Raw genomic sequence first — 22,600 nt, 5'->3', positions numbered from 1 at the left:
CAAGGCAATATGGATCCACTCACCCAAGGCCTGCTCGGTGCAACCGCTGTCGCCAATAGCCGAATGGGCAAAGCGCCCCGTGGCACGGCACTGGGTCTTGGCTTTCTGGGCGGTATGGCCGCCGACTTAGATGTGTTGATTCGCTCTACCAGCGACCCACTGCTGTTTTTAGAGTTTCATCGCCAGTTCACTCATTCTCTTATTTTCATTCCCTTTGGCGGCCTGCTCTGCGGCCTGGTCTTGCACGCCCTGTTTGCCAGTCGCAAAGGCATTAGCCGCTGGCAGAGTATTTTATTTTGCACCCTCGGCTACGCCACCCACGCCCTGCTCGATGCCTGCACTACTTACGGCACTCAGCTGTACTGGCCGTTTAGCAATGAGAGAGTGGCGTGGAATGTTATTTCAATTATCGACCCGTTCTACACCCTGCCCATTGCGCTGCTGCTCGCCCTTAGCCTGTCGCCACAACGCCGCTGGCTAGCGCGCTTTGCCTTAGCGTGGGTGGTCGCATACCCCGCGCTGGGCTGGTGGCAGCGCGGCCGCGCAGAGCATGTCGCACACCAATTAGCGGCAAGTCGGCAGCATCAAATTATTAGCCTGAGCGCGAAGCCGTCATTTGCTAATTTACTGCTGTGGAAGGTGATTTATCGCACCCCAGACTACTTTTATGTGGATGCTATTAGGGTGGGAGTGGAGCCAACCGTGATCGCCGGCACTGCAGTTGCACCGCTGAACATCCAGCGCGATTTACCCTGGCTGCAAGCCGGCTCCCAGCAAGCGCTGGATCTTGAGCGTTTCCGCTGGTTTTCCCAAGATTATATTGCGCTGGCGAGCGACAATTCTCTGCAGGTTATTGATTTGCGCTACTCGCTACTGCCCAATGAAATTGAACCGCTATGGGGAATTGAATTGTCGCCAAGCAATAGTGAACAGCACGTTCGCTATATAACCAAGCGGGGCGACAGCCGTGCCAAATCAGCGGAACTGTGGCGGATGTTATTAAATTCGCAGCTCACGCCTTAGGCCACACCCTAAAAATAGTAACCAAAGTTTAAGCGCACACCGCGAATATCCTCAGCCTGAACCACGCCCACACCCAAGCGTAAAAAGCTCAACTGCGCCATGTGGCGGCGAGTGCTACCAACGCTCACCGCCAGCTCATTTTGGCTGCGGGTATAAGTTTCTGTGCCTTTAAATATTGTATTCACAAAACTTACTTCAACGCTGAGCAGATCATCGGCTATCGCAAGTGGCATCGAATACAAAAGCCCATTTCTAAGCACCGTATTGGCAATATTTGGATCAAACTCCTCACCGGCCAGCTTCACTTTTAGGGTTTTGTAATACCCAATTAGATTACCGATATAAATCGAGTTATTCGTTGTTCCCAGCGGAATACGGTATGCGCTAGACACCGACACCCCCGCCTGTTCAGCCTCCTGATCTAAATCATCGGATTTAACATAACCCACATTAAAACCCGGCGTAACAGCCCAATTAGCCGTAATGGGTAAGCGCAGGGCTAAGCCGGGTTGGATTGAATACGTTTTAGCCCCATCTACCTCCCCTTGCGAAAGCGGCACACTAACAATCCATTGCCGCCCCAAAATTTGTTGGGAGCGAAAGGTATACGACAACGGCAGAGTCACATAGCTGGTTTTCACCCCATTCGCTTCAAACTCGCCAACGGTAAAGCTAAAACCAAATAAATTAGGAATACCGCCAAGCTCGTCAAAAACCATATCAACAGTGCCAAGAGTGTCGCCCAGCACTGTGGCAAAAGCATTTTCGACAGCTTGGGTTTGCAGCGACGCAGGATTGCCCGCCAATAAACTCGACACGCTGTCTGCCAGTACATCGCCCAAACCAACCACGGCTTGCAGCTCATCGCCAAGATCCAGCAGCGGCTCTGCCGCCAAGGCATGCGGCGCCGCAACAGCGATGTATAGTATTAACATTCCAATTGCAGGCTTTAGCATGCCCATTGCGTCCCCGAAGCCATTTTTTGCTCATTGCACTAGCATACATCTGTCTATTTTCAGCCAAGCGCAATTCCCAGCAAGATCACTTTATATAGCCTAGCCCAGCCAATTTGGCCAATATTGACTAGCCCATCAGTGAACGCCACCGCATGCTAACGCTATTGAAATCTCTGGGCTGCGCCCCAACTCTTTATAGATCGCCCCCACAGGATATCCCATGACTAAGCTCTCCGTGCTCGACCTATCGCCCATCACTGCCGAAGGCTGCGCCGGCGACTCCCTGCGCAACACGCTAGACCTCGCGCAGCACGTCGAACAGTGGGGCTATAACCGCTACTGGTTGGCCGAACACCACAATATGAGCGGTATCGCCAGCGCCGCCACCGCGGTGGTTATTGGCCATGTTGCTGCGGGAACCAAAACCATTCGCGTAGGCGCTGGCGGCGTTATGCTGCCCAATCACTCCCCCTTAGTTATTGCCGAGCAATTTGGCACCTTAGAGGCACTATTCCCCGGCCGCATAGACCTAGGACTGGGCCGCGCCCCCGGCAGCGACCAAGCCACTGCCTACGCCCTGCGCCGCAACCTCGATGCCGACGTCGACCAGTTCCCCCAAGATGTTGTGGAACTGATGAACTACTTTGGTGAACCCCAACCTAGCCAGCGTATCCACGCTTTTCCCGGCAGCGGCCTGAACGTACCGATCTGGATCTTGGGCTCGAGTTTATTCGGCGCTCAGCTCGCCGCCTCGCTGGGCCTGCCCTATGCCTTTGCCTCCCACTTTGCACCTGGGCAAATGCTCGACGCCATTAAACTCTACCGCCAACGCTTCCGACCTTCCGCCCAATTAGACAAGCCCTATGTGATGCTTGGTTACAATGTATTTGCCGCCGACAGTGACGCCCAAGGTGAGTATTTATCTAGCTCTATGCAGCACACCTTTGTTAATTTGCGCAAAGGCAACCCCGGCAAACTTCAGCCGCCGGTCGACAACTATCTGCAAACGCTAGGCCCTAGCGAGCAAATGCTGCTGCAACAGGTTATGTCGTGCAGCGCCATTGGCAGCCCCGACACCGTGGTCAGAAAAATGCAGGAATTTATTGCCCTAACCCAAGCCGACGAGCTAATGATTACCTCGCAAATTTACTCCCACCCCGCTCGCCTGCGCTCATACGAAATTCTTGCTGGGCTGCGCGAGCAATTAACATAGCCCAGCGCTAAAACGGCCAATTAAAATCAGGGATTAGAGCGCGCGAATTTAATACTTGGGTCGGGCAGTTGATTAGGATAAAACTCGCGCAAATAACGCAGCCGGTAGCGGCGCATAATTAAGCCGCGTGCCAGTTTAAAAACATGCCAGCGCAGCACCGTTTTCCGTGACGGTTTCATACTTCCCCAGGGTTTGGCGATCGACGACGGTCGCTGGCGCTCGGCGATAACATGGGGCTCAATGCCGTAGCAGCGGATGCCGGTTTCCCAGTAACAATCATAAAAACCATCAATCGGCTGGCTCATGCAACTGGCGTGACGAATAAATTTTTCCATACCGCTGCGGTTAATAATATAGCCCTGGGTGCCACACCAGCCGCGCAAGGGCCTAACCAACTGCCAGCGCTCAGCAATACTCGCCACCACCTTGCGGCGACGGCGCTTTAAGCCCATCAAGCGTACCATCTCTGCCTCGGCAGGCAGCGCCAAAATGGCTTCTGCCACCTCGGCCAGTCCGTCGCGAATTTCAACATCGTCTTCTAACAACAGCAAATGTTGCGCGCCCTTGGCGTAGGCCTCGCGAATCGCTCGAGCGTGCGACAGAAAACACCCCACCTCGGCATTCGACAAAATCGCCCGCCGGCGCAATAAAGAACTCGCTTGATCAACAGACTCCCCAGCGCGTAATACCGGCATTGCAGAGCGGCCATCAACGGCCGCAAATAACTGGGGCTTAAAACCCAAAGCCGCCAATTTACGCAGCAAGTCACGAACGTCGGCAGTGTCGGGCTCCAGAGATATAACAAGAGTTGGCAATTGCGCCAGTGCAGACATAACAAACCTTAGATGAAAAAACTGCGCCTGCGCTATCCAATACAGCGCATACCGAGCAATCCACCATTTAAATCAAGGCCTGTGACAATAAGGTGACGACAGACTAATTTTTAGGATTTGCACTGCGTTTAAAAAGCGTCATTTTCACTAAACACCTGCACTCGCGGTAACTCGTCTTCATCAATGGCCACACTCACCACCATTGGCCGGCAGCACACCTCACAATCTTCGGTATATTGCTGCTCCCCCTCAGAGGTATCCACCAGCAACTCCACGCGCTCACCGCAATACGGGCAGCGCGCCACCACAGACTCTAGTGCATTCATATCGCACCTACTTTGTAAATTAAGTTCGTAGACGCTACACCTTTGCCGTGCCTGCGCCAAGGAAATTTCTCATTTTACCCTCGGCGACAGGTGCATCCGTGACAGACGCCATGTAGCTATAAATAACATTGGAAAGCTGCACCTTAATCAGTTTGAGCTTTTACTTGATTACGTATAGCGCCAAGCTAAATGGACCGAAAATTCACAGGCTTTTTGTATCCATTTGAGCGCCTTGTCAGATGACTTTTATGGTCCAATCCATCTGCCATAACTAATTGCATATTGACGCAATCTTGCAGCACGCTGCTGAGGATGGCCATACACCTGCCAATTTGGGCTACTGCCACCATTTAAAAATAAGTAGTAAGCAGATAGTATTTCTTGAGGGTGCGCATTCGCTGCAGCCCATTCATCTGCTTGTGCTTCTCTTTGAGCAGGATAAGCACCTGGATGCATAAATTGATGACCCAGTGTTACATGACCATATTCATGTGCACGAAAAAAACCACATGCAGCTCCAATTTGGAAGCAGGTATTGGGGTTATATATGATCACTGCCCCATATTGCTGATGCGGTTGAACTATAGCAATATCATTCAAGTTTGGGTCGGCAATTTCAGGAACTTGCGCCAACGAAATAAAAGGCGCAAACATAATAATTAATAAAGCACTGCTATATAAAGATTTCATATGACCTCCAATTACCATCTAACGCCCACGACAGGGACAGACAAAGTGGAGCACATTTTTGTGCCAAAATAAGCGGAGCGTTTGCATAAAAAGGTGCGGAGCTTTGACTGTCCCGCCGCGCTTTTCAGCGGCATACTGCTCGTACTTGTTAGGATTCAAAAACTCTTTCCAAACCATCCCAAGTTGAACCAACTGGGGGAAAGTCTCTAGGATCATACAAATCCAGTTCTTCGAGCGTGTAATTCCATTTGCCATAGTTGCAAGCGGCGCATGTGATAACTACGTTATCCAGATCGTTTGTTCCGCCGCTTGAGTGAGGAACAACGTGGTCATACTGTAGCCACATACATTGAAAGGCCGCATGCTGAGACTTATTCGTACGTTCCCAACCAACTGCTTCAGGGTATATTTCCTTAAAATACTTTCTAACTTCAGCTCGAATAACCGGCATACCGCAAAATCTACAGTGATAGCCATCTCTAGCTCTCAGCTCCTCCATTTGGGCTTTATTTGGCATCCGAACTTTTTCTTTTTCCGCAGTATGAAGTTTTGGATTTTTATTTATGACAACATACTTACTAGCTTTACCCCAGATCGAATCTGTCCATTCCCACACAACTGGGTTATTTGCCAAATTGAAGAGTTCTTCTGCCAATTTGGTGTATCCATTCAAATGAGCTGAGACTGCCGCATCTAAATACCTTGCGGAATCATAAATCTCGGGTATTGGTTCTCTAAAGCATCTTTTTGGCACTACTTCTCTCCTTGATGTACCTAAATCCTAACGCCCGCCTTCATCCGCCCGCTTGGAACGAATGACCGAAGGGAAGTAGCGGAAAGTGGGTCGGCTGCAAGGCATTGTTATACCGCAATTTTATACGACGCCTCAGAAGGCAAGCCGAGAACCAGCAGCATTTTCTCCCTTCGGACTTCGATACGAAAAGAAGGCCCCTAGTTTCTCAACCCATCCTCTCTCATAAGATGTGGCTTCCGATGCGTAATAGGCTTGGCATGCCCAGTACGGATCAGATGAATTCTGAATTTCATTGAGAATATGATTTAGCTTTGACCAGTCTGCAACCGAAGTTCCATCAGGCACTTTAGTAGAAAGTTTTACCGGGGCCGCGTTTGATGCGGCTTCCAGAGAGCGGATAATGTTAGAGATGTAGCTGCCACGTGTGTACTCAGTATAATTCTTTTCGTCAAGGCGCCAGTCAGATCTATTTGATTCACAAACTTCTAAAAATGCTGGCCAATTAGTTTCTTCGATATTTGCGCCTGCAACGCGGAATGAACTGCGGTCATCTCCAACGTCCATCAGCACAATTTGCGGGGGATAGTCGAGAGCTGAGCCAATGTTCAACTCTGAAACACTAAGGCCTCTAAAGTTATGGGAAATTAATTCTGCAGAAGTGTGTGCGTGACCAGATACGTAACGTGTGGAGTGCTGAGCCAACCACTCTTGATCTTTTTCCGGCAAGTCCTTAAATGGGTGGTGTCCGGCAGAGATCACCGCCCCTCGATCTACGCCACCAAATAGAAATTCTTGTCTATTTCTTTGTGCGGCTGAAAGAGAGCCCTTTAATCCTACGTTTTTCAAGGTAGGACTCTCATAGTAAGATGTATCTATGAGAACTAAGCGGGTTTTACCAAGCTCGATTTTCTGAATTATGAAGCTGGCGTATGGGCCAACCCAAGTACTCTTTCCGGAAACTTGTGTTCTTGGGCAGATTCTGGAAATGGATTCAAACTTTTCGGTTGGAAGCGAGATTTTTTCGACTGAGCACGTCACTTCGCTTGTTGTATTTCTAAACGCTATCACCTCACTCGGGAGCGCAGTAACTACTGCCCCCGCGCGAGATTTTAACCGGTTAGTATATAACCTGATTGCGTCACCCTTAGTAAGAATATTTGCTCTCTCAGGGTCTGCATAATTTTCTGGTGATATGCATGCGTTAACCCATGCTCGTGTAACAGATTTCAAGCCTTCAATGGGAGGAGTTACATGTATGCTCGATCTATTCTCAAAATTGTGTTGTGGTTGATAGTTTGAATATGTACCTGCCAATAAGCCATCATGATTTCCCATTGCTATAAACCACTGCCCCGGCGCATTTTGATCAAGTGTGTCAAAAGTCTTTGTAAGTTCGTCGGGGCACGAAATATCTGAAGCATCTCCAAGGTGAACAGTTAAAGTTGAATCTTGTGATGCGCCAAATTTCAACTCAGATCGAAATAGATTTAATCCGCCAATGTTCGCAAGCGGAGAACGAATAGCAACGGAGGTTACGGTGTTTTCTGTTAACCAACTCATTGAGCGGAGAGGCTTGCCGAGAAGCATGTGCTCTTGGTTGTCCGCGATAAACAAAACTCTTTCTTTCGCGGTGTTTTGTATCTGCCCATCAGGTACAGACTCTAAATGACTTGGTGCGCCTATCAGACTTGCACATGACGCCAAGGTCAACACTATCATCGGGACTAAGAACATCGTGAAGATTTTCATTGGATTTTTTCCTTGGGGTGTCTGGGTACCATTGCGGTACAACGCTTTGCTAAGGAACAATCGAAACGTAGTTTAGGTTGTCCCGCGTAGGCCGCGTCTTTTGCGGCCGAAGTGATCTTGAGCAACTTGTTATGTGCTTACGCTCTTTCACCTTTCACCTTTCACCTTTTTGCTAGACAAATCTTCCTTGAGGAGAACCGCTAGTTCTGAGTGCTTTTTCCAACATTCAGGCATGTGCTCACCTGCTTTTTTATCACGCTCAACCTCCCATTCTTTCCTCTTCTGAAGTCGCCACTTCTTTTCATGGTCTTCTTCAAATTTTGGAATAAACTCTTCTGGTGGTGGAGGCAACTCACCCACCATGAGAGATATTGAACTTCTTACTTCTTTAAAGACTTTCCGAATTTCTTCTGTTGAATGAAGCCTGAGCTTAATTTCTAGCTTGTAGAATTTCTCTAGTTGATCCTCAGTGTCTCGCCCCTTGTTACGAATAAGGCGGTCACTTATATGAAGAACATCTTCGTAGAGCATTGAAAGATCATTTAGCTCTTTTTCAAGAAGTCGCCTAGCGTCAGCCTGATTTTGTCGATCACGTTCATTTTTTGAGGAAATAATTGCATTTAGAAGCATAGCGCCACCAGCAATGAGTGCCCCCAAGACCGTTCCAATTATTGTTTCCATCTACTCAGCACTCACTTAAGCACATAACGTCGCCAGCACTCGCTGGTTTTTTGAGCGAAGCGAGAAAAACCAGTCGTGTGGCTGGCCTTGTTATGTGAGTTCACCTGCACGGATTATCGCCTCAATTTTAGACAGTTCTGAAAGTAGTTCCGATGTCGCCACCTTAGCGTGCTTACTTATCTTTTTATAATCCCAGTAGTGGATTACGCACGCATTTTCATCGTTTACGGGCACAAGCCAAAGCTGCCACTTTTTCTCGTTAATATCTAAGATATCTGCCGACCTAACATCCTCACCTTTATATTCTCGCTGAATGAATATATCGGATGAGCTAGCCCATGCATTAAATGAATTATCTACTTTAGTGAAATCCATGCTATTTACACATAACGCCTAAATATGCGGCTCGCGTGTAGCGGAGCGGAACGCGAGTCCGAGCCTGCGTTTTTTGCAGGCGACATAATTTTCTTGTTAGGCAATTTCATTCACTCCAGTTGGTTTTAATGTGCTTGCCTGAGCCTTTTTTCAGGCTCTTTCGATCAACCATTTTTGCTTTGAACTCGAAATCTTCGCTGATCTTCACGATAAGAAGTTTGCTGAAATTGCCAGCACGCTTTACTTGCACGGTATTGTTGGACTTAAGTGGACTAATCGTTTTTATTTCGACGAAGTCGTTACCCAATTTTCCATCGGAACCTTGTGTAAACGGCTTATGCCTTTTGATACCATACTTAGCTTCTCCGTAAAGCTCGCCAAGTTCTCCAAAAACTGGCAGATGCCGCCCCGTTACTTCGACGTAATTTCGGGCGGTTTCAACCAATTCATCTAGTAACTCCCAAAGCTCAAGAGTCGAGGGGTTCTTTGGCTCATTGTCAGAATCCCAGCCCCCTTCATCTTCAACGAATTGCTCCCAAGGGTTATATCCGCAGGCAGCCGCATCCGCTATTTGCTCCGGGCTATAGCCTTCATTATTCATATCGTGGAGAAAGTCCCAGTCGCTCATGTTTTACCTTTGCCTAACGCTGCCAGAAACTGCCGGAGTAAGATGGCTGGTTTTTTGCGTTTGTTTGCAAAAAAGAAGACAGCTTGCGGAGGTCAGATTTGCTGGCCTTGTTACGTCTTTTAGTCATGGAAGTGCTCCAATCCGTTTTTTGTAATATAGGATGAAAGAGCTTCCACAGCTCCATTGTTTTTATGCCAGATAATATATGTGTAATCCCATTCTTCGCTAATTACACAGCCTAATTCAGGTAAAACTAATTTTGTGAATAAGGAAGAGTCCTTGTTCATACTTACTTCGTAGCTTGATAAAACTGATTCTACATCAGCCACCCTAGTAATTGACTGCTTTTCACAGTCCACTAGCTCAATAGTGAAATCTTGAGCCAGATGCTTAATCCATTTATTGAAGTGCGCCCAATCATCTTCAGTAACTTCGTCAAGCTTGTGAATATTTTCTTTTCCAAGCCAGTTGGACCAAAGAGAGACGAACTCCTTTTTGTATTCGGGCTTCACTTCCCATTCTTCAAAATATGTACTGAACATCATTTCCTTGTGACACGTAACAGTTTTGTTATAACGACTCGCGCCTTATATCACTTTGGCCCCCTTATCTAAAAATGGGCTTCAGCATCGATTTATAAAACTCAGGGGATTCAGTGGGATAGTGGCATCGTCAAAAACACGCGCCGGATAAACGGAGACCAATTCCCTTTATTTCTGTGAAACATCCCTGTTCCCTGATCATATCCCGTTTTATATAAATTTCAATGCCTTAAATAGCGCGCCGCGATGTTAATGGGAATGGCTCTACTGTTCACCGCTCATAATGACGCAGAATCAGGGGTTATACGAGCAAGGTGGTGTTTGTTGGTTTAGTGGCATTGGATTCTGAATCAAGTTCAGAATGACGGGGGGTGCGTTCAGAATGACGACGCGTGGTGCCATAATGACGCAGAATCAGGGGGTATACGAGTAAGGTGGTGTTTGTTGGTTTGTTGGTTTGTTGGTTTGTTGGTTTGTTGGTTTAGTGGCATTGGATTCTGAATCAAGTTCAGAATGACGGGGGGGTTGCGTTCAGAATAGCAGCGCGTGACGCTCTGAGAGACGACCTAGAAAATTCAAAATAATAGTTTGGGTGAGAGGATGTGTGAGGTGTGGCAGTTAGTGTGGCTACCCGCCTACATAGCAGGCGGATAGTAGATTCAAAAATAATTGCGATCTATTTTGATGCCAAATATGCTCGCCAAGCGCCGAAATGGCTAATGTCTTCTGCGCCCGCCAAGCCAGAGGCTTCGCAGATAAACCCACTCACTTGACTACCATCTGTCAGCGCGACCTTACCAATTCCCAAGGGTGCAGGAATGCCCGCGACAAAGCTGCCGAATTCGCTGGCGGGTAGCGACCACACTTCTACTTCAATTGCTTGGCCTTCACCCGCTGGCGCCACCACCATACCTGGCCTAAATGGCGGGCCACCAGCCAGCGCATAGAGTTTGTAATTTGGCGCCGAGGTGGTTTTTTCAAGCAGGTAGCCACCGCGCTCGGTGAGCTGCCAATTTAGTGGCTGACCTTGTAAGTGAGCGCCGCACACTGCCACGGCTATGCGCTGCTGGTTAGCAACAGGGCTCGCCGCAGTCGGCTGGAAGGCGCCCTGATCTTTGCCCAGCGGCAATTGGAAATACTGCTGTATGCGATTGGCAATCGACAGCAGACGGCGATCGGTAAAGGCCTCGCCAATTAGGGTTACACCAAAGGGGAAACCGCTCGCCGTGAAACCGGTCGGCACTGCCACCCCCGCCAGATCGAAGAGGTTCATGTAATTGGTGTAGTAGCCAAGATTGCTATTTAACTTAATGGGGTCGGCGTTTACGGCGTCGATGCTATAGGGCCGACCTGCGGTTGGGCTTAATAAACAATCTACCGACGCCAACACCGAGGTTGCGGCTTTGCGCAGGGCTTTTAAACGGTACTGAGCTTGAAAAGCGTCTACCGCCGAACTCTTGGCGCCGCCACCGATAATGGTTTGAATAACCGGCAGCATGGCCTCGGGATTGTCTTGAATCATCGGCGTGGTCGCAATATAGCGCTCTGCGACCCACGGCCCTTCGTAGAGTAGCCGCGCCGCTTCTATAAAGGGCGCAAAGTCCACTTCGATAATTTTTACACCTTGTTCTTTTAAGGCGGTGATCGTTTCCTCGTAGCTAGCTTGATAATCGCTGTGACCAAAAAAGGCGAGCTGATCTGCTGGCAATACGCCGATTCGCAGCGGCCCCTGCCACGCGCCGTAATGCCGCGCCTGGTTGGCAAAAGGATTCACACGGCTATAGGCATCGCTGGCGTCTTCGCCCTCGGCAACCGCCAACAGTGTATTGGCATCGTCGCAGTGCAGGGCAAAAATGGTGATGCAATCCAAAGAGCGGCAAGCGGGCAACATGCCGCTGGCCGACAGCAAACCAATGCTGGGTTTGACCCCAACTAAATTATTGAAGCAGGCGGGTACTCGACCTGAGCCAGCGGTATCTGTGCCCAATGAAAAGCTGGCCATGCCCAAGGCAACCGAAACCGCCGAACCGGCACTGGAGCCACCGCTGACCATGCTCGGATCAAAGCTGTTTTTACAGGCGCCATAGGGCGAACGCACGCCAACCAAGCCAGTCGCAAATTGATCAAGATTACTTTTGCCCACCGGAATCGCGCCAGCATCAATTAAGCGCTGCACCACAAAGGCGGAACGTTCTGGTATATAGCTGAATTCTGGGCAGGCTGCCGTCGTCGGTACCCCCGCCATATCGATATTATCTTTAATGGCGAAGGGAATTCCGTATAGCGGCAGCGCGCGTATATCCGCCTGCTCCAGCTTTGAAAAATAAGGTTCTAACTCGGCCGCCGTTAGGGCGTGAATCCAAATATTGTGTTCGCGATACTGTTCGATGCGCTCGCCAATGGTCGCAAATACCTCACGCGGCGTGAGACTGCCGCTCAAATATTGGACGCGGAGATCCGTCAAACTCAAAGAAGAAGTAGTACTCATTATAATGCCTCCAAAATCAGCAGAGATTGGCCAGCACTTACGCGGGCACCTTCACGCAATAATTGTTTTTTAACACGACCGGCCTCGGGAGCAAGTATCGCAATTTCCATTTTCATGGATTCCAAGAGCAGCAGCGGCTGCCCTTCTTTAACAATATCGCCCTCTGCTACCAACAGCTGCCAGACACTGCCTGCCACCGAGCTGTCGACGGGAATTTCGCCCTCGGCCAAGGTCACGATATCAACATTGTCGACAATCTCCGGCGCTTGGTAATGAAATTGGCCATCGGCATGCCAGCGCGCTAACTCCTCGGCAAAGGCCTGCTCGCGCTTCGCGTTGTTGCTGGCAATCTCATCGCCATTTTCTTGCAACATGGTTTGATAGTCAGCAAGCGAGAATTCACCCTCTTCAATCCGCAGGGGGTATTTACCCAGCGGGAAGTCATTACGAATTTGCAGCAGCTCGTCTTGCTCAACCTCGTAAAAACGAATTTGATCAAAGAAGCGCAGCAAGTAAGGTTCGGTAAATTCGGCGGTGCGCCGGTAGCGATTCCACATTTGCAGGGTACGGCCAATAAATTGGTAGCCGCCAGGACCTTCCATACCGTATACACAGAGATAGGAACCGCCGATACCCACCGAGTTTTCGGCAGTCCAGGTGCGTGCTGGATTGTATTTGGTGGTAACCAGACGATGGCGCGGATCAACCGGCGTTGCCACTGGCGCGCCTAAATACACATCGCCCAAGCCCATTACCAAATACGCCGCGTTAAAGACAATATCCTTCACCGCTGCGATATCGTCGAGGCCGTTTATGCGACGAATAAACTCTAAATTGCTTGGGCACCACGGTGCATTTTCACGCACCGATTGCTGGTATTTTTCAATGGCCAATTGGCAGGCGGCATCGTCCCAGCTCAGCGGCAAATACACGGTGCGCGACGGCACATTGAGGTGTTCCAGTTGCTTAGACAAATACGCTTCTGCCGCCACTAATTTATCTAGCACGGCAGCCAAACTAATTTTCATGGAATCGTAGTGCAGTTGCAGCGAGCGTATGCCAGGTGTGAGTTCGATTACGCCCGCAATCGGGTTTTGCTGCAAATACTGCATTAAGGCGTGGGCGCGAAAGCGCAGGCGAATATCCAGTTCTTGGGCGCCGTATTCCACCAGCAAAAAATGATCACCAGCAACGCGGTAAACCACATCATCGCCAACCTCGTCGGCACTTAGCTGCCGCACTATCGGCGACGGCAAAGTCGTCAAGGGGTAGGCATCGGGGCCAGGTGGCGACATATCGCTTAAGGTCAGGCGCTGAAATTTCTCGGCGGCCACCGCGTCGTTCACACTCACCGCCACAAAACGGATTTTGTCACCGGCACGGAGCTGGCCGAGCTTCCAGAGATCGGCGGTAATTACCGTGGCGGGGCAAACAAAGCCTCCCAAAGACGGGCCGTCGGGACCGAGAATAACCGGCATATCACCGGTAAAATCGACGGTACCAAAGGCATAGGCATTATCGTGAATATTCGACGGGTGCATGCCGGCTTCGCCGCCGCTGCTCCGCGCCCAGCTTGGCTTGGGGCCAATCAAACGCACGCCAGTGCGACTTGAGTTGTAGTGCACTTCCCAGCTCGCCGCAAAAAATTCGCTAATATCGTCATCGGTAAAAAAGTCTGGCGCGCCGTGGGGGCCGTAAATCACCCGCAATTCCCAGTCGTTACCAATCGCTGGTTTAAGAACATTTGGCAATGGCCGCGATGCAACGCTATTGCTTGGCGCCGCTTCACACAGCGATAACACATCGCCAACCCGCAGTGCGCGACCACTGTGACCACCAAACTGACCCAAGGTGAAGGTAGACCGCGAGCCCAAATACTCGGGGCATTGAATTCCCCCCGCCACCGCCAAATAGGCGCGCGCACCGGCCACAATGCGACCCAAGGCCAAGGTTTGCCCCGCTTTAATATTAATAACTTGCCACAGCGCCGAGGCTGATTCGCCCTTAGGATCTATGACGTGGGTATCTGCACAAAAATGCTGGCAGCTAAGGGGCTGACCATCAATTGTTACCGGAATTTCGGCGCCGCCAATCACCACCTGAGTATCCACACTAAATAATAAGCTTGGGCCCTGCAGGGTGATTTCCAAACCCGCTGCGCGAGGATCATTGCCCAAGACACAATTGGCCATACGGAAGGAATAGCTGTCGAAGGGGCCAGACGGCGGCACACCCACATTCCAGTAGCCCAGCCTTGCGGGGTAGTCCTGCACGGTGGTTTGGGTGCCCGCTTGCACCACATCTATACGCCGTGGCTGCCAGCTAAAATCATTTAAATAGCGAGTAGTGAGCTGGCCGCTGATTAGCACGCTGTCGTTGAGCAAGGCGCGCAAATAATCGCGGTTAGTGACAATGCCGTAGAGTTCGGTGTCGGCCAGCGCGGTGCGCAAGCCCGCAAGCGCCGCTTCGCGGTTGTCGCCATGGAAAATAACTTTGGCCAGCATGGGGTCAAAATACGGCGAAACTTCTAAGCCGCTGTCTAGCCAATGGTCAATACGCAAACCGTCAGCCACCGGAAACGCGACTTTGCTCAGCAGCCCTGCGCAAGGTTGAAACTGCTTGTAAGGGTCTTCTGCATACACCCGCACTTGCACGGCGTGACCCGTGGCAGATAAGCCGCTGCGCAGCTGATCTAACTCGGGTAAATCGCCGCTGGCTTGCATCAGCATCCACTTAACTAAGTCTACGCCCCACACCGCTTCGGTCACGCCGTGCTCTACTTGCAGGCGGGTATTCACTTCTAAAAAGTAAAATTGCTCGGTGTCGGGGTCGTAAATAAATTCTACGGTGCCCGCATTGCGGTAACTCACCGCGGCCAATAATTTTTCGGAAAGCGCATACAGGCGCTGACGCACGCTGTCGGGTAAATTCGGCGCGGGGCATTCTTCTACCACTTTTTGGTTGCGGCGCTGGGCAGAGCAATCCCGCTCGCCGATGGCCACCACCTGACCTTCGCCGTCGCCAAAAACCTGCACTTCGATATGCCGCGCGCGGGCAATAAATTTCTCTAGAAACACACTGTCGTCGGCAAAATTATTGCTGCCGAGTTTTTTTACTTTATCAAAACTGCCGCGCAGCTCGGCTTCGCTATGGCAGATCTGCATACCAATACCGCCGCCGCCTGCGGTGCTCTTAAGAATAATGGGGTAGCCAATGGCCGCCGCTTCGCTAACTGCCGTTTCAAGATCGGCCAATAAGCCGGTGCCTGGCGGTAGTGGTACACCCACGCCTTCGGCAATATCCCGCGCGCGGTGCTTTAGGCCAAAGCTTTGCATTTGCTCGGCAGTTGGGCCAATAAAGGCGATATTGGCGGCTTCGCAGCCCGCGACAAAACCGGCATTTTCGCTGAGAAATCCGTAGCCAGGATGAATAGCCTCGGCGCCACAGGCTTTGGCAATGGCTAAAATTTTAGCGGCGTCGAGATACGTTTCGGCGGCGCCACCCTCGCCAAGGCTATAGGCTTCATCGGCATTGCGCACATGCATGCTGCGCGCATCGGCTTCGGCATACACCGCCACCGCAATAACATCGAGCTCTTTAAGGCTGCGAATAATCCGTGTGGCAATCGCGCCGCGATTGGCAATCAAGACTTTAGTGAACATAGCAATCCTTTACGGGCCGTCCCGTGGCACTTTACGACAGTGGCCGTCCACTGAAGTTGGTTAAAACGAGTCTGACGTCGGGGGTCGGACGTCAGACGTATTCGCTAACATCATCCCAAACTAAGTACTGGATTGGCGTTGGGTTGTAGGCGTTGCAGGGGTTGTTTAATTGCGGGCAGTTGGAGATCAGCACGTAGATATCCATCAGTGCTTTTAGCTCCACGTATTTACCTGGCGCAGAAATACCGTCGGCAAAGCTCAGTCCGCCCGCTTCGGTTACCGGCACATTCATAAAGAAATTAATGTTATGACTGATGTCGCGTTTGCTCAGACCGTACTCGGGCTTTTCGGCAATGGCGAGCATCCAGCTGTCGCGGCAGGCGTGCATGCAGCGCTTTTCTAAATCGTAGCGCACGGTATTGCTCTCGGTGGCGCAGGCGCCGCCCAAGGTGTCGTGGCGCCCGCAGGTGTCGGCGACAATTTCGAGCATGGCGCGGTTTTCATTGCTGCGTAAAATTGAACCAGCAGTGAGGTAGACATTGCCCTGTTCACGAATGGTATCGGTTGCGCTATAGCGCTCACTGGGATTCGCCGCGCTATAAAATAAGGTGTCTGCGGCTTGGTTGCCTTCTAAATCTAAAATCCGAAAAGTTTGTCCGGCGCTGACTTTGCCAAGATAGTAATCGCCCGCGCCGACGGTCATCGAAAATACGGCGGTGTCGGCCTGTAATTGACTTGTTTTAATCATCTTCAATCCTCCGCCTTAGGCGCCCAAGTAATACAGGGCGTTATTGGCAAAACCCCGCGCATTTTCTGGGCAGTGGTTTAGGCATTCGTCATCCTCGGCAACGGCGGCGGCCAAACCAAGTTCGATACCAATGCGGTGTTTGGGATATGTCTCTGCCTTGCTATAGGGATGGGGGCAGCTATGCAGTAGCACCAAGGTATCCATTTCAAAGCGCAGCGTGACCGTGTCGCCAATATTGCTGCCCGACGGCGCCAAGGCCATATTGCCCTCGGCGTCGGTCATCACTTTGCTAAACCAATTGAGATTAGCCGCCATGTCTGCCGCGCCTAAACCGTATTTGGCCAGCTCGACCAAAAAGGCATCGTAGCCATTTTGGTGCCAGTCGTTGCGGTCAGTTTGGTAGTCCCGCGCGCCCCATTTCTCGGCAATATGACTGGCGTGGCTATTGCCACATACCGTGTCGTGCCAGCCAAAACTGTCTGAGGTAATTGATGCAAAAATTCGGCCCATATCCGAGTACAGGCAATGGCCCTGAGTTAATTTAAAGGTGTGCTGGCACTTGAGTGTGTCGGGTGCGTTATAGCGCTCCAGTAAATTGCGGGGGTTGTAAAACAACATTCCTACATTGCTAGCACCGCTTAAATCCCGCAGGGTCAGTTGCGTACCCCGCCGCAGCTCCAGTGACCAGTGGCCACCTGGCGCTAATTCTGTTGTGTAATTTTGCATTGCTATATTTCCTCCGCCTGCTTATTGGCAGACAGACTCCCGTCTATTTCTTCAAGTAATTCTGGTTCGCAGGCGCCGACCGGCAGGTCGTAGGTAATACCTGCGCCATAGGCATTGGGGGCCTGTGGGTCGACCCGCAGTTTGTCGAATACCCACAGACGGGTGCCAAGGTGAAAGCCTTCTTTTAGATCGTGGGTGACCATAAACACGGTGAGTTTGTGTTTGCGCCACAAATTTAAAACCAGCTCGTGCATATCGGCGCGAATACCGGGGTCGAGGGCACCAAAGGGTTCGTCCAATAATAAAATGCGCGGCTTTAAAATAAGGGCTTGAGCAATGGCCAAGCGCTGACGCATGCCCCCAGACAGTTCATCTGGGTAGCGATGCAACATGTGACTTAAGCCAACAATATTGAGTAAGTCTGCCGCCTCTTCCCGCGCGGCTTTCTTCGCTGCGCCCCATAAAAAGCCCAGCCTGCTGCGTTCAAAGGCGCGGGCGATCACCACGTTTTCTAATACTGTTAAGTGCGGGAAAACCGAATACTGCTGAAATACCACACCCCGACCCGAATCGGGTTCGCTCGGTATTGCTTTGCCGTCCAGCAAAATACTGCCTTGCGACGGCGAATCGGTGCCCAGTAGCATTCGTAAAAAAGTGCTTTTACCACAGCCCGAGGCACCAACCAGGGTAACGAACTCACCTTCTTTTACCGTGGCCGAAATATTTTCCAAGATAACGTTGTCGTCGAAGCGTTTCCAAACATTGCGAATTTCAATCATGACTTGCCCTCCTGCTGGGCATGCCAGGGGAAGGCAACGGCGCTGAGTTTGGCGAGGGCGTAATCGATAATAAATGCCAGCAAGGCAACCCACGCCACATAGGGCAGAATCACATCCATAGATAAATAGCGCCGCACTAAAAACACGCGGTAGCCCAAGCCGTCAGTCGAGGCGATGGCCTCAGCGGCAATTAGGAATAACCACGCCGAGCCCAAGGACAAGCGCACTGCATCTATCAAGCGCGGCAGCAATTGCGGAATTAACACACGCACAATAATTTGCCAGCTATTGGCACCCAAGGTTTGGGCTTTGACGAGTTGCTCGCGAGGAATTTCTAAACTGCGCTTTTGAATATCGCGGGCGATAAACGGGGTAATACCAATGGCGATCAAGGCAACTTTAGACACCTCGCCCAAGCCGAACACAATAAACAATACTGGCAACAAGGCCATTGGCGGCACCAGCGACACCACGGTAAGCAGCGGCGCAAAGCTGGCATTGACGACCGGCAAGGCGCCGGTCAGCAAACCGAATAACATACCCAGAGACGCGGCTATCGCCATACCAATGCCCAAACGACGCAAACTGCTTAGGGTGTCTTGCCAAAATAAATAGTCGCCACTGCGCTTGCTCGGCTCAAAGGCCAAGCGATTAATAGCATCGCCCATTTGGGTGAAGCTCGGCAGTAATTTGTCTTGGGGGTTTTCAGCAAGCCGCGCGTCAGATGCCGAGATATACAGCAGTAAAATCACTGCAAAAGGCAGTAGGGCTAGACCAATCCGCCATACTCGACTGGGTCGTACATTGATCAGTCGTTTCATAAATTTGCTAAACCCGAGTGCATACGCTGTTGGCAAAGCGAAAGGTGATTGAAGGTAGGCGCATCCCTGCGCCTGATTGTTGTTACCCGTAATCTACAGGCTTAGTCTCCCCCAGTTTCCTGTGGGTGGTATCTCGTCAAACGCGAGACTTATAGTTTTCCTTCTGCCGCCATTTGCATATAGCTAGGGTCGAAACGGAATTTGATATTGGCTTTGTTACCGTAAACCCCTGCTGGGGTTTCAATGCCGATAAAGCCAGCGTCGGGTGCACCGTCACCAAGTAGACCGTGGGCAAAGGAGAATTCCGCCACATTCTTCATGGTGGTTTTCAAGGCCGCACTCTTGGTAAAGGCAACTGCTTCTGCAGGCGTGTAAAACATTTGGGTACTCGCCAACTGGGCTTCGTAACCGGCTAAATCGGTGCCCGATGCCACACCCATGGTGGTACGCGCAGCAATTCCGGTTTTGTCTTTGGCACTCATGGTGGCCATGATTTCATACCATGCGCCGGTCAGTGCTTTGCCCAATTTCGGATTGGCTTTCAAGACCTCGGTGTTAATAACCATTAAGTCGATTATTTCACCCGGAATTTGCGAGGAATCAAAAACCTTATTCGCTCCTGGCATACTGGTAATTTCGCTAAGCAGTGGATTCCACGTTGCCACCGACGTAACCCCATCGGTGGGGAATACCGCGACCATATCTGCGTCGGAGGTGTTTACCACGGTAACGTCTGACTCGCTCATGCCCACGCTCTCTAAACCGCGAGCGAGCAGGTAGTGAGAAACGCTAAGCTCAACCAAATTTACGCGCTGACCTTTAATGTCTTTGAGTTTGTCGGAGCCTTTTAAGACCACACCGTCATTGCCGTTAGAGAAGTCGCCAACAATCAGGGCCGTGCTATCGACGCCGCCAGCAGCGGGAATGGTCAGGGCATCCATATTGGTCATGGCGCAGGCGGCAAATTCACCCGTGGTATATTGGTTAATGGATTCGATGTAATCGTTGATTTGTACTACCTCAATATCGAGGTCGTACTTTTTGGCCCACTTATCCATGATCTTCTGCTCGGCGGCATAGCCCCAAGGCATCCAACCAACATAAATTGACCAACACACCTTAAAGCTATCGGTAGCTGCAGCAGAAAACGAAGAGAATGTGAGTGTAAGCAGTAAAGCGGAAAGTCGCTTCATCGTTGAACCTCCAGAGGTTTCACACGGTTTCATAGAGCACTCCTGGCGCATATCGCCGTTCGTCTCCCGGGCTTTTGTCCCGCCGTGTAACCTTCTTGCAGCCTAGCTACGTACTCTGAAGGTCGAAAGCTCTCGGACCAGTCGTTGCTTTAACTATATAAATAGTGGCAACCGGAACCCTAGCCTTCCATTTTGTTGTATCACGTCCAATATCACCAAGAGTGCGGACACACAACACTATACACATAGCGTGCCAAACCCCGCAAACCTAGCTAACTCAATGATTTAAGAATTAACCGCATATATTAAGCCCGAACACAGAGCCCTAAACAAGGGCCTGTAGTGCACCAAAAAAATCAGCACGCACCAAAATAAAGCCGGCCGAGCATGTCGAGCTCGCTGTCATATTTTTGTCGTCATACCGACACTATACCGTCCCTATTCTGTAACACCGCCTCCCTAGACTGTCCTCGCAATTACAACGCTGGCGCTGCATAGAACAGCCCTGCAACCCAATATCTGAGGAGAGACTATGAACAAGAAATTACTAAGCGTATCCATCGCTAGTATTCTCGCCCTAGGCCTTAGCGCCTGTGGTGGTGATGACGGCGACAATGGCGCTACGGGCCCCCAAGGTAATGCAGGCCAAAACGGCGCACCAGGCAGCCCCGGTTCACCCGGCGCGCCTGGCACGCCCGGCGCCAATGGCGAAGACGGCAACGGCGGCGCTTCTTTAAAACGTTTGGCCTCAGCCCCACTTGGCGCCGAATTCACCGGTATATTCCTCAATAGCGACGGCGTAGTATTCAGCAATATTCAGCACCCCAGTTCATCTAACACGACCACCGACGTTGATGGCAAAGTAATTAACAAAGGCACCATTGGCGCGTTTGTTGGTGTCGATTTCAATAACCTAGGCAACGTCGCCGCAATGGATATGCCCATTACCGAAGCCGACAAAGAGCGCGTATTAAGCGCTGTTGGCAACTATATGGTACTGGCGCAACAGAGCGATGCCCTGGTAAGCGGCAAGGAAATGGGCGACATTATTGCCGCGGATGGCAGCACTTTATTAAAAAGCTCAAACGACCCCGATTTTAATGCCGCGGTTTCTGATGGTGGCACCGGCTACTTCCTGTACTCCAACTGGGAAGATCGCCCAGGCGGCATGAGTCGTATTGCACTCACTAGCAGCTATGGTGTAACCCAAGAGGGAATGATCGATTTCTCATCCGTAAAAGGCACCTGGGTAAACTGCTTTGGTACCTTGAGTCCTTGGGGAACACCACTCACCTCTGAAGAGCTGTATTTTGACAATACCGCCGACTGGTACAACATCAATAATAATGAAGCCAAATCTATTGCCGAATACCTTGGCCTGCCCACCGACGGCAGCGGCGCTTGGGGCAACCCCTATAACTACGGCTACATTATGGAAATTGGTACTGAAGGCACGGTAGCCGCAGCCAATGTCGCGGATGTTAAAGTTAATAAACTGGAATTGCTGGGCCGCTTCTCTCACGAGAATGCGATCGTTATGCCAGACCTACGCACGGTGTTCCTCAGCGATGACGGCGGCAATACGGTGTTCTTTAAATTTGTAGCCGACACCGCCAGCGATCTCAGTGCCGGTAAACTTTACGCCGCCAAAGTCACCCAGAGCGCGGGAGTGAGCGACCCCGCCGAAGCCGCCTTTGCCGTTGAATGGGTACTTATTGCTACTGGCACCGAAGCAGCAATTGAAGCAGCGATCGCGAGCTTTGACGGCACGGTTGGTGAAGCTAAGCAAATTACCGCACAACAGATCAACGATTACGCCGAAGCCAAACTCAATCAAGATTTGGACACCAGCGGCACCATTGCTAGCAACCCCTTTGCCGATGACCGCATCGGTTTCTTAGAGAGCCGCAAAGCAGCTGCCGCTTTAGGCGCAACTGCTGAGTTTAATAAAATGGAAGGCGTTAACATCAACCGTGGCTTAGCTGATGCGTGGTGGAGCAACGGCGCAGCCAACGGTGCCCAAGCCTATATGTATATGGCAATGTCGGACACAACCGGCGCAATGTCGGACGGCGCCGGCGCTATTCAACTAGATGGCACCAATGGCAAATGCGGCGCGGTATACCGCATGAAGCTTGTGAAAAATAGCGCTGGCCTAGTGGACGTTACCACTCTGGCACCCGCGGTTGTTGGCGGCCCCTACTACGGTAGCCGCAGCACCAATCGCTGTAACACAAATAACATCTCCAACCCCGATAATCTGATCATTCTCGACGATGGTCGCGTGCTTATCGGTGAAGACACCGGCAACCACCAAAACAATATTATTTGGTTGTTTGAAGATCCCGCTTTGTAATTTAACAAAGTACAAGAAGCAGTTTAGAGGGCGGATTTATCCGCCCTCTTTTATTTA

The 22,600-nt window shown here is 50.8% G+C and carries 20 protein-coding genes and 1 riboswitch; of the genes, 3 read left to right on the top strand and 17 right to left on the bottom strand.

The annotated features are described in order from the left end of the window. Window positions 1–9 precede the first annotated feature (9 nt). Window positions 10–1,023 carry a metal-dependent hydrolase gene (locus tag AB4876_RS04520; protein WP_368380459.1) on the top strand — a complete coding sequence of 338 codons (1,014 nt, stop codon included), beginning with the start codon at window positions 10–12 and terminating at the stop codon, window positions 1,021–1,023. 8 nt (window positions 1,024–1,031) lie between these two features. On the opposite strand, the gene AB4876_RS04515 is transcribed toward AB4876_RS04520, so the two are convergent. Beyond that, complete coding sequence (locus tag AB4876_RS04515; RefSeq protein WP_368380458.1) at window positions 1,032–1,958, bottom strand: hypothetical protein; 927 nt, start codon at window positions 1,956–1,958, stop codon at window positions 1,032–1,034. A 241-nt stretch (window positions 1,959–2,199) separates the two neighbouring features. On the opposite strand from AB4876_RS04515, the gene AB4876_RS04510 reads away from it, so the two are divergent. Next, window positions 2,200–3,192 (top strand): LLM class flavin-dependent oxidoreductase, encoded by a 993-nt coding sequence (locus AB4876_RS04510; protein WP_368380457.1) that lies wholly within the window; start codon window positions 2,200–2,202, stop codon window positions 3,190–3,192. Between the two features lie 26 nt (window positions 3,193–3,218). Here the strand turns inward: AB4876_RS04510 and AB4876_RS04505 are convergent, their stop codons facing one another. The 16 genes from AB4876_RS04505 to AB4876_RS04430 form a co-directional block, all read right to left on the bottom strand. Further along, the gene (locus tag AB4876_RS04505; RefSeq protein ID WP_368380456.1) at window positions 3,219–4,025 is read right to left on the bottom strand and encodes a glycosyltransferase family 25 protein; all 807 of its coding nucleotides are present in this window, start codon (window positions 4,023–4,025) and stop codon (window positions 3,219–3,221) included. Window positions 4,026–4,153: 128 nt separating this feature from the next. Then, complete coding sequence (locus AB4876_RS04500; RefSeq protein WP_368380455.1) at window positions 4,154–4,351, bottom strand: CPXCG motif-containing cysteine-rich protein; 198 nt, start codon at window positions 4,349–4,351, stop codon at window positions 4,154–4,156. 246 nt (window positions 4,352–4,597) lie between these two features. Beyond that, window positions 4,598–5,041 carry a hypothetical protein gene (locus AB4876_RS04495; protein WP_368380454.1) on the bottom strand — a complete coding sequence of 148 codons (444 nt, stop codon included), beginning with the start codon at window positions 5,039–5,041 and terminating at the stop codon, window positions 4,598–4,600. 148 nt (window positions 5,042–5,189) lie between these two features. Next, window positions 5,190–5,795, bottom strand: coding sequence for an HNH endonuclease (locus AB4876_RS04490; protein ID WP_368380453.1), 606 nt, complete (start codon window positions 5,793–5,795; stop codon window positions 5,190–5,192). A 132-nt stretch (window positions 5,796–5,927) separates the two neighbouring features. Continuing rightward, entirely contained in the window at window positions 5,928–7,544 is a 1,617-nt protein-coding gene (locus AB4876_RS04485) for a hypothetical protein (protein WP_368380452.1), read from the bottom strand. Between the two features lie 147 nt (window positions 7,545–7,691). Next, window positions 7,692–8,225 (bottom strand): hypothetical protein, encoded by a 534-nt coding sequence (locus tag AB4876_RS04480; protein ID WP_368380451.1) that lies wholly within the window; start codon window positions 8,223–8,225, stop codon window positions 7,692–7,694. A 90-nt stretch (window positions 8,226–8,315) separates the two neighbouring features. After that, window positions 8,316–8,600: a hypothetical protein gene (locus AB4876_RS04475; protein ID WP_368380450.1), complete on the bottom strand. Its 285-nt coding sequence runs from the start codon at window positions 8,598–8,600 to the stop codon at window positions 8,316–8,318. Window positions 8,601–8,706: 106 nt separating this feature from the next. After that, window positions 8,707–9,228 carry a hypothetical protein gene (locus AB4876_RS04470; RefSeq protein WP_368380449.1) on the bottom strand — a complete coding sequence of 174 codons (522 nt, stop codon included), beginning with the start codon at window positions 9,226–9,228 and terminating at the stop codon, window positions 8,707–8,709. 119 nt (window positions 9,229–9,347) lie between these two features. Beyond that, window positions 9,348–9,773 carry a hypothetical protein gene (locus AB4876_RS04465; protein WP_368380448.1) on the bottom strand — a complete coding sequence of 142 codons (426 nt, stop codon included), beginning with the start codon at window positions 9,771–9,773 and terminating at the stop codon, window positions 9,348–9,350. A gap of 673 nt (window positions 9,774–10,446) precedes the next feature. Then, window positions 10,447–12,258, bottom strand: a complete 1,812-nt coding sequence (atzF, locus tag AB4876_RS04460; protein ID WP_368380447.1) for an allophanate hydrolase — start codon at window positions 12,256–12,258, stop codon at window positions 10,447–10,449. Continuing rightward, complete coding sequence (gene uca / locus AB4876_RS04455; protein ID WP_368380446.1) at window positions 12,258–15,920, bottom strand: urea carboxylase; 3,663 nt, start codon at window positions 15,918–15,920, stop codon at window positions 12,258–12,260. The genes atzF and uca overlap by 1 nt, the downstream gene beginning before the upstream one ends. Window positions 15,921–16,011: 91 nt before the next feature. Further along, entirely contained in the window at window positions 16,012–16,668 is a 657-nt protein-coding gene (locus AB4876_RS04450) for an urea amidolyase associated protein UAAP2 (protein ID WP_368380445.1), read from the bottom strand. Window positions 16,669–16,683: 15 nt separating this feature from the next. Beyond that, window positions 16,684–17,394, bottom strand: a complete 711-nt coding sequence (locus AB4876_RS04445; protein ID WP_008248482.1) for an urea amidolyase associated protein UAAP1 — start codon at window positions 17,392–17,394, stop codon at window positions 16,684–16,686. A gap of 2 nt (window positions 17,395–17,396) precedes the next feature. Further along, complete coding sequence (locus AB4876_RS04440) at window positions 17,397–18,173, bottom strand: ABC transporter ATP-binding protein (RefSeq protein WP_368380444.1); 777 nt, start codon at window positions 18,171–18,173, stop codon at window positions 17,397–17,399. After that, window positions 18,170–18,994: an ABC transporter permease gene (locus AB4876_RS04435; protein ID WP_368380443.1), complete on the bottom strand. Its 825-nt coding sequence runs from the start codon at window positions 18,992–18,994 to the stop codon at window positions 18,170–18,172. The genes AB4876_RS04440 and AB4876_RS04435 overlap by 4 nt, the downstream gene beginning before the upstream one ends. 149 nt (window positions 18,995–19,143) lie before the next feature. Next, a complete protein-coding gene (locus tag AB4876_RS04430) occupies window positions 19,144–20,187 on the bottom strand; it encodes a putative urea ABC transporter substrate-binding protein (protein ID WP_368380632.1) in 1,044 nt (347 codons plus the stop codon). Window positions 20,188–20,248: 61 nt separating this feature from the next. Further along, a riboswitch (guanidine-I (ykkC/yxkD leader) is annotated at window positions 20,249–20,381 on the bottom strand. A 338-nt stretch (window positions 20,382–20,719) separates the two neighbouring features. Between AB4876_RS04430 and AB4876_RS04425 the strand changes: the two genes are divergently transcribed. Further along, window positions 20,720–22,543 (top strand): alkaline phosphatase PhoX, encoded by a 1,824-nt coding sequence (locus tag AB4876_RS04425; protein WP_368380442.1) that lies wholly within the window; start codon window positions 20,720–20,722, stop codon window positions 22,541–22,543. The last annotated feature ends 57 nt before the right edge of the window (window positions 22,544–22,600 follow it).

Origin of the sequence: Zhongshania guokunii (genome assembly GCF_040892635.1) — a bacterium.
Lineage (GTDB): Bacteria > Pseudomonadota > Gammaproteobacteria > Pseudomonadales > Spongiibacteraceae > Spongiibacter > Spongiibacter guokunii.
Note: the sequence above shows the minus strand (reverse complement) of the source record. Positions and strands in the feature narration are given on the sequence as shown.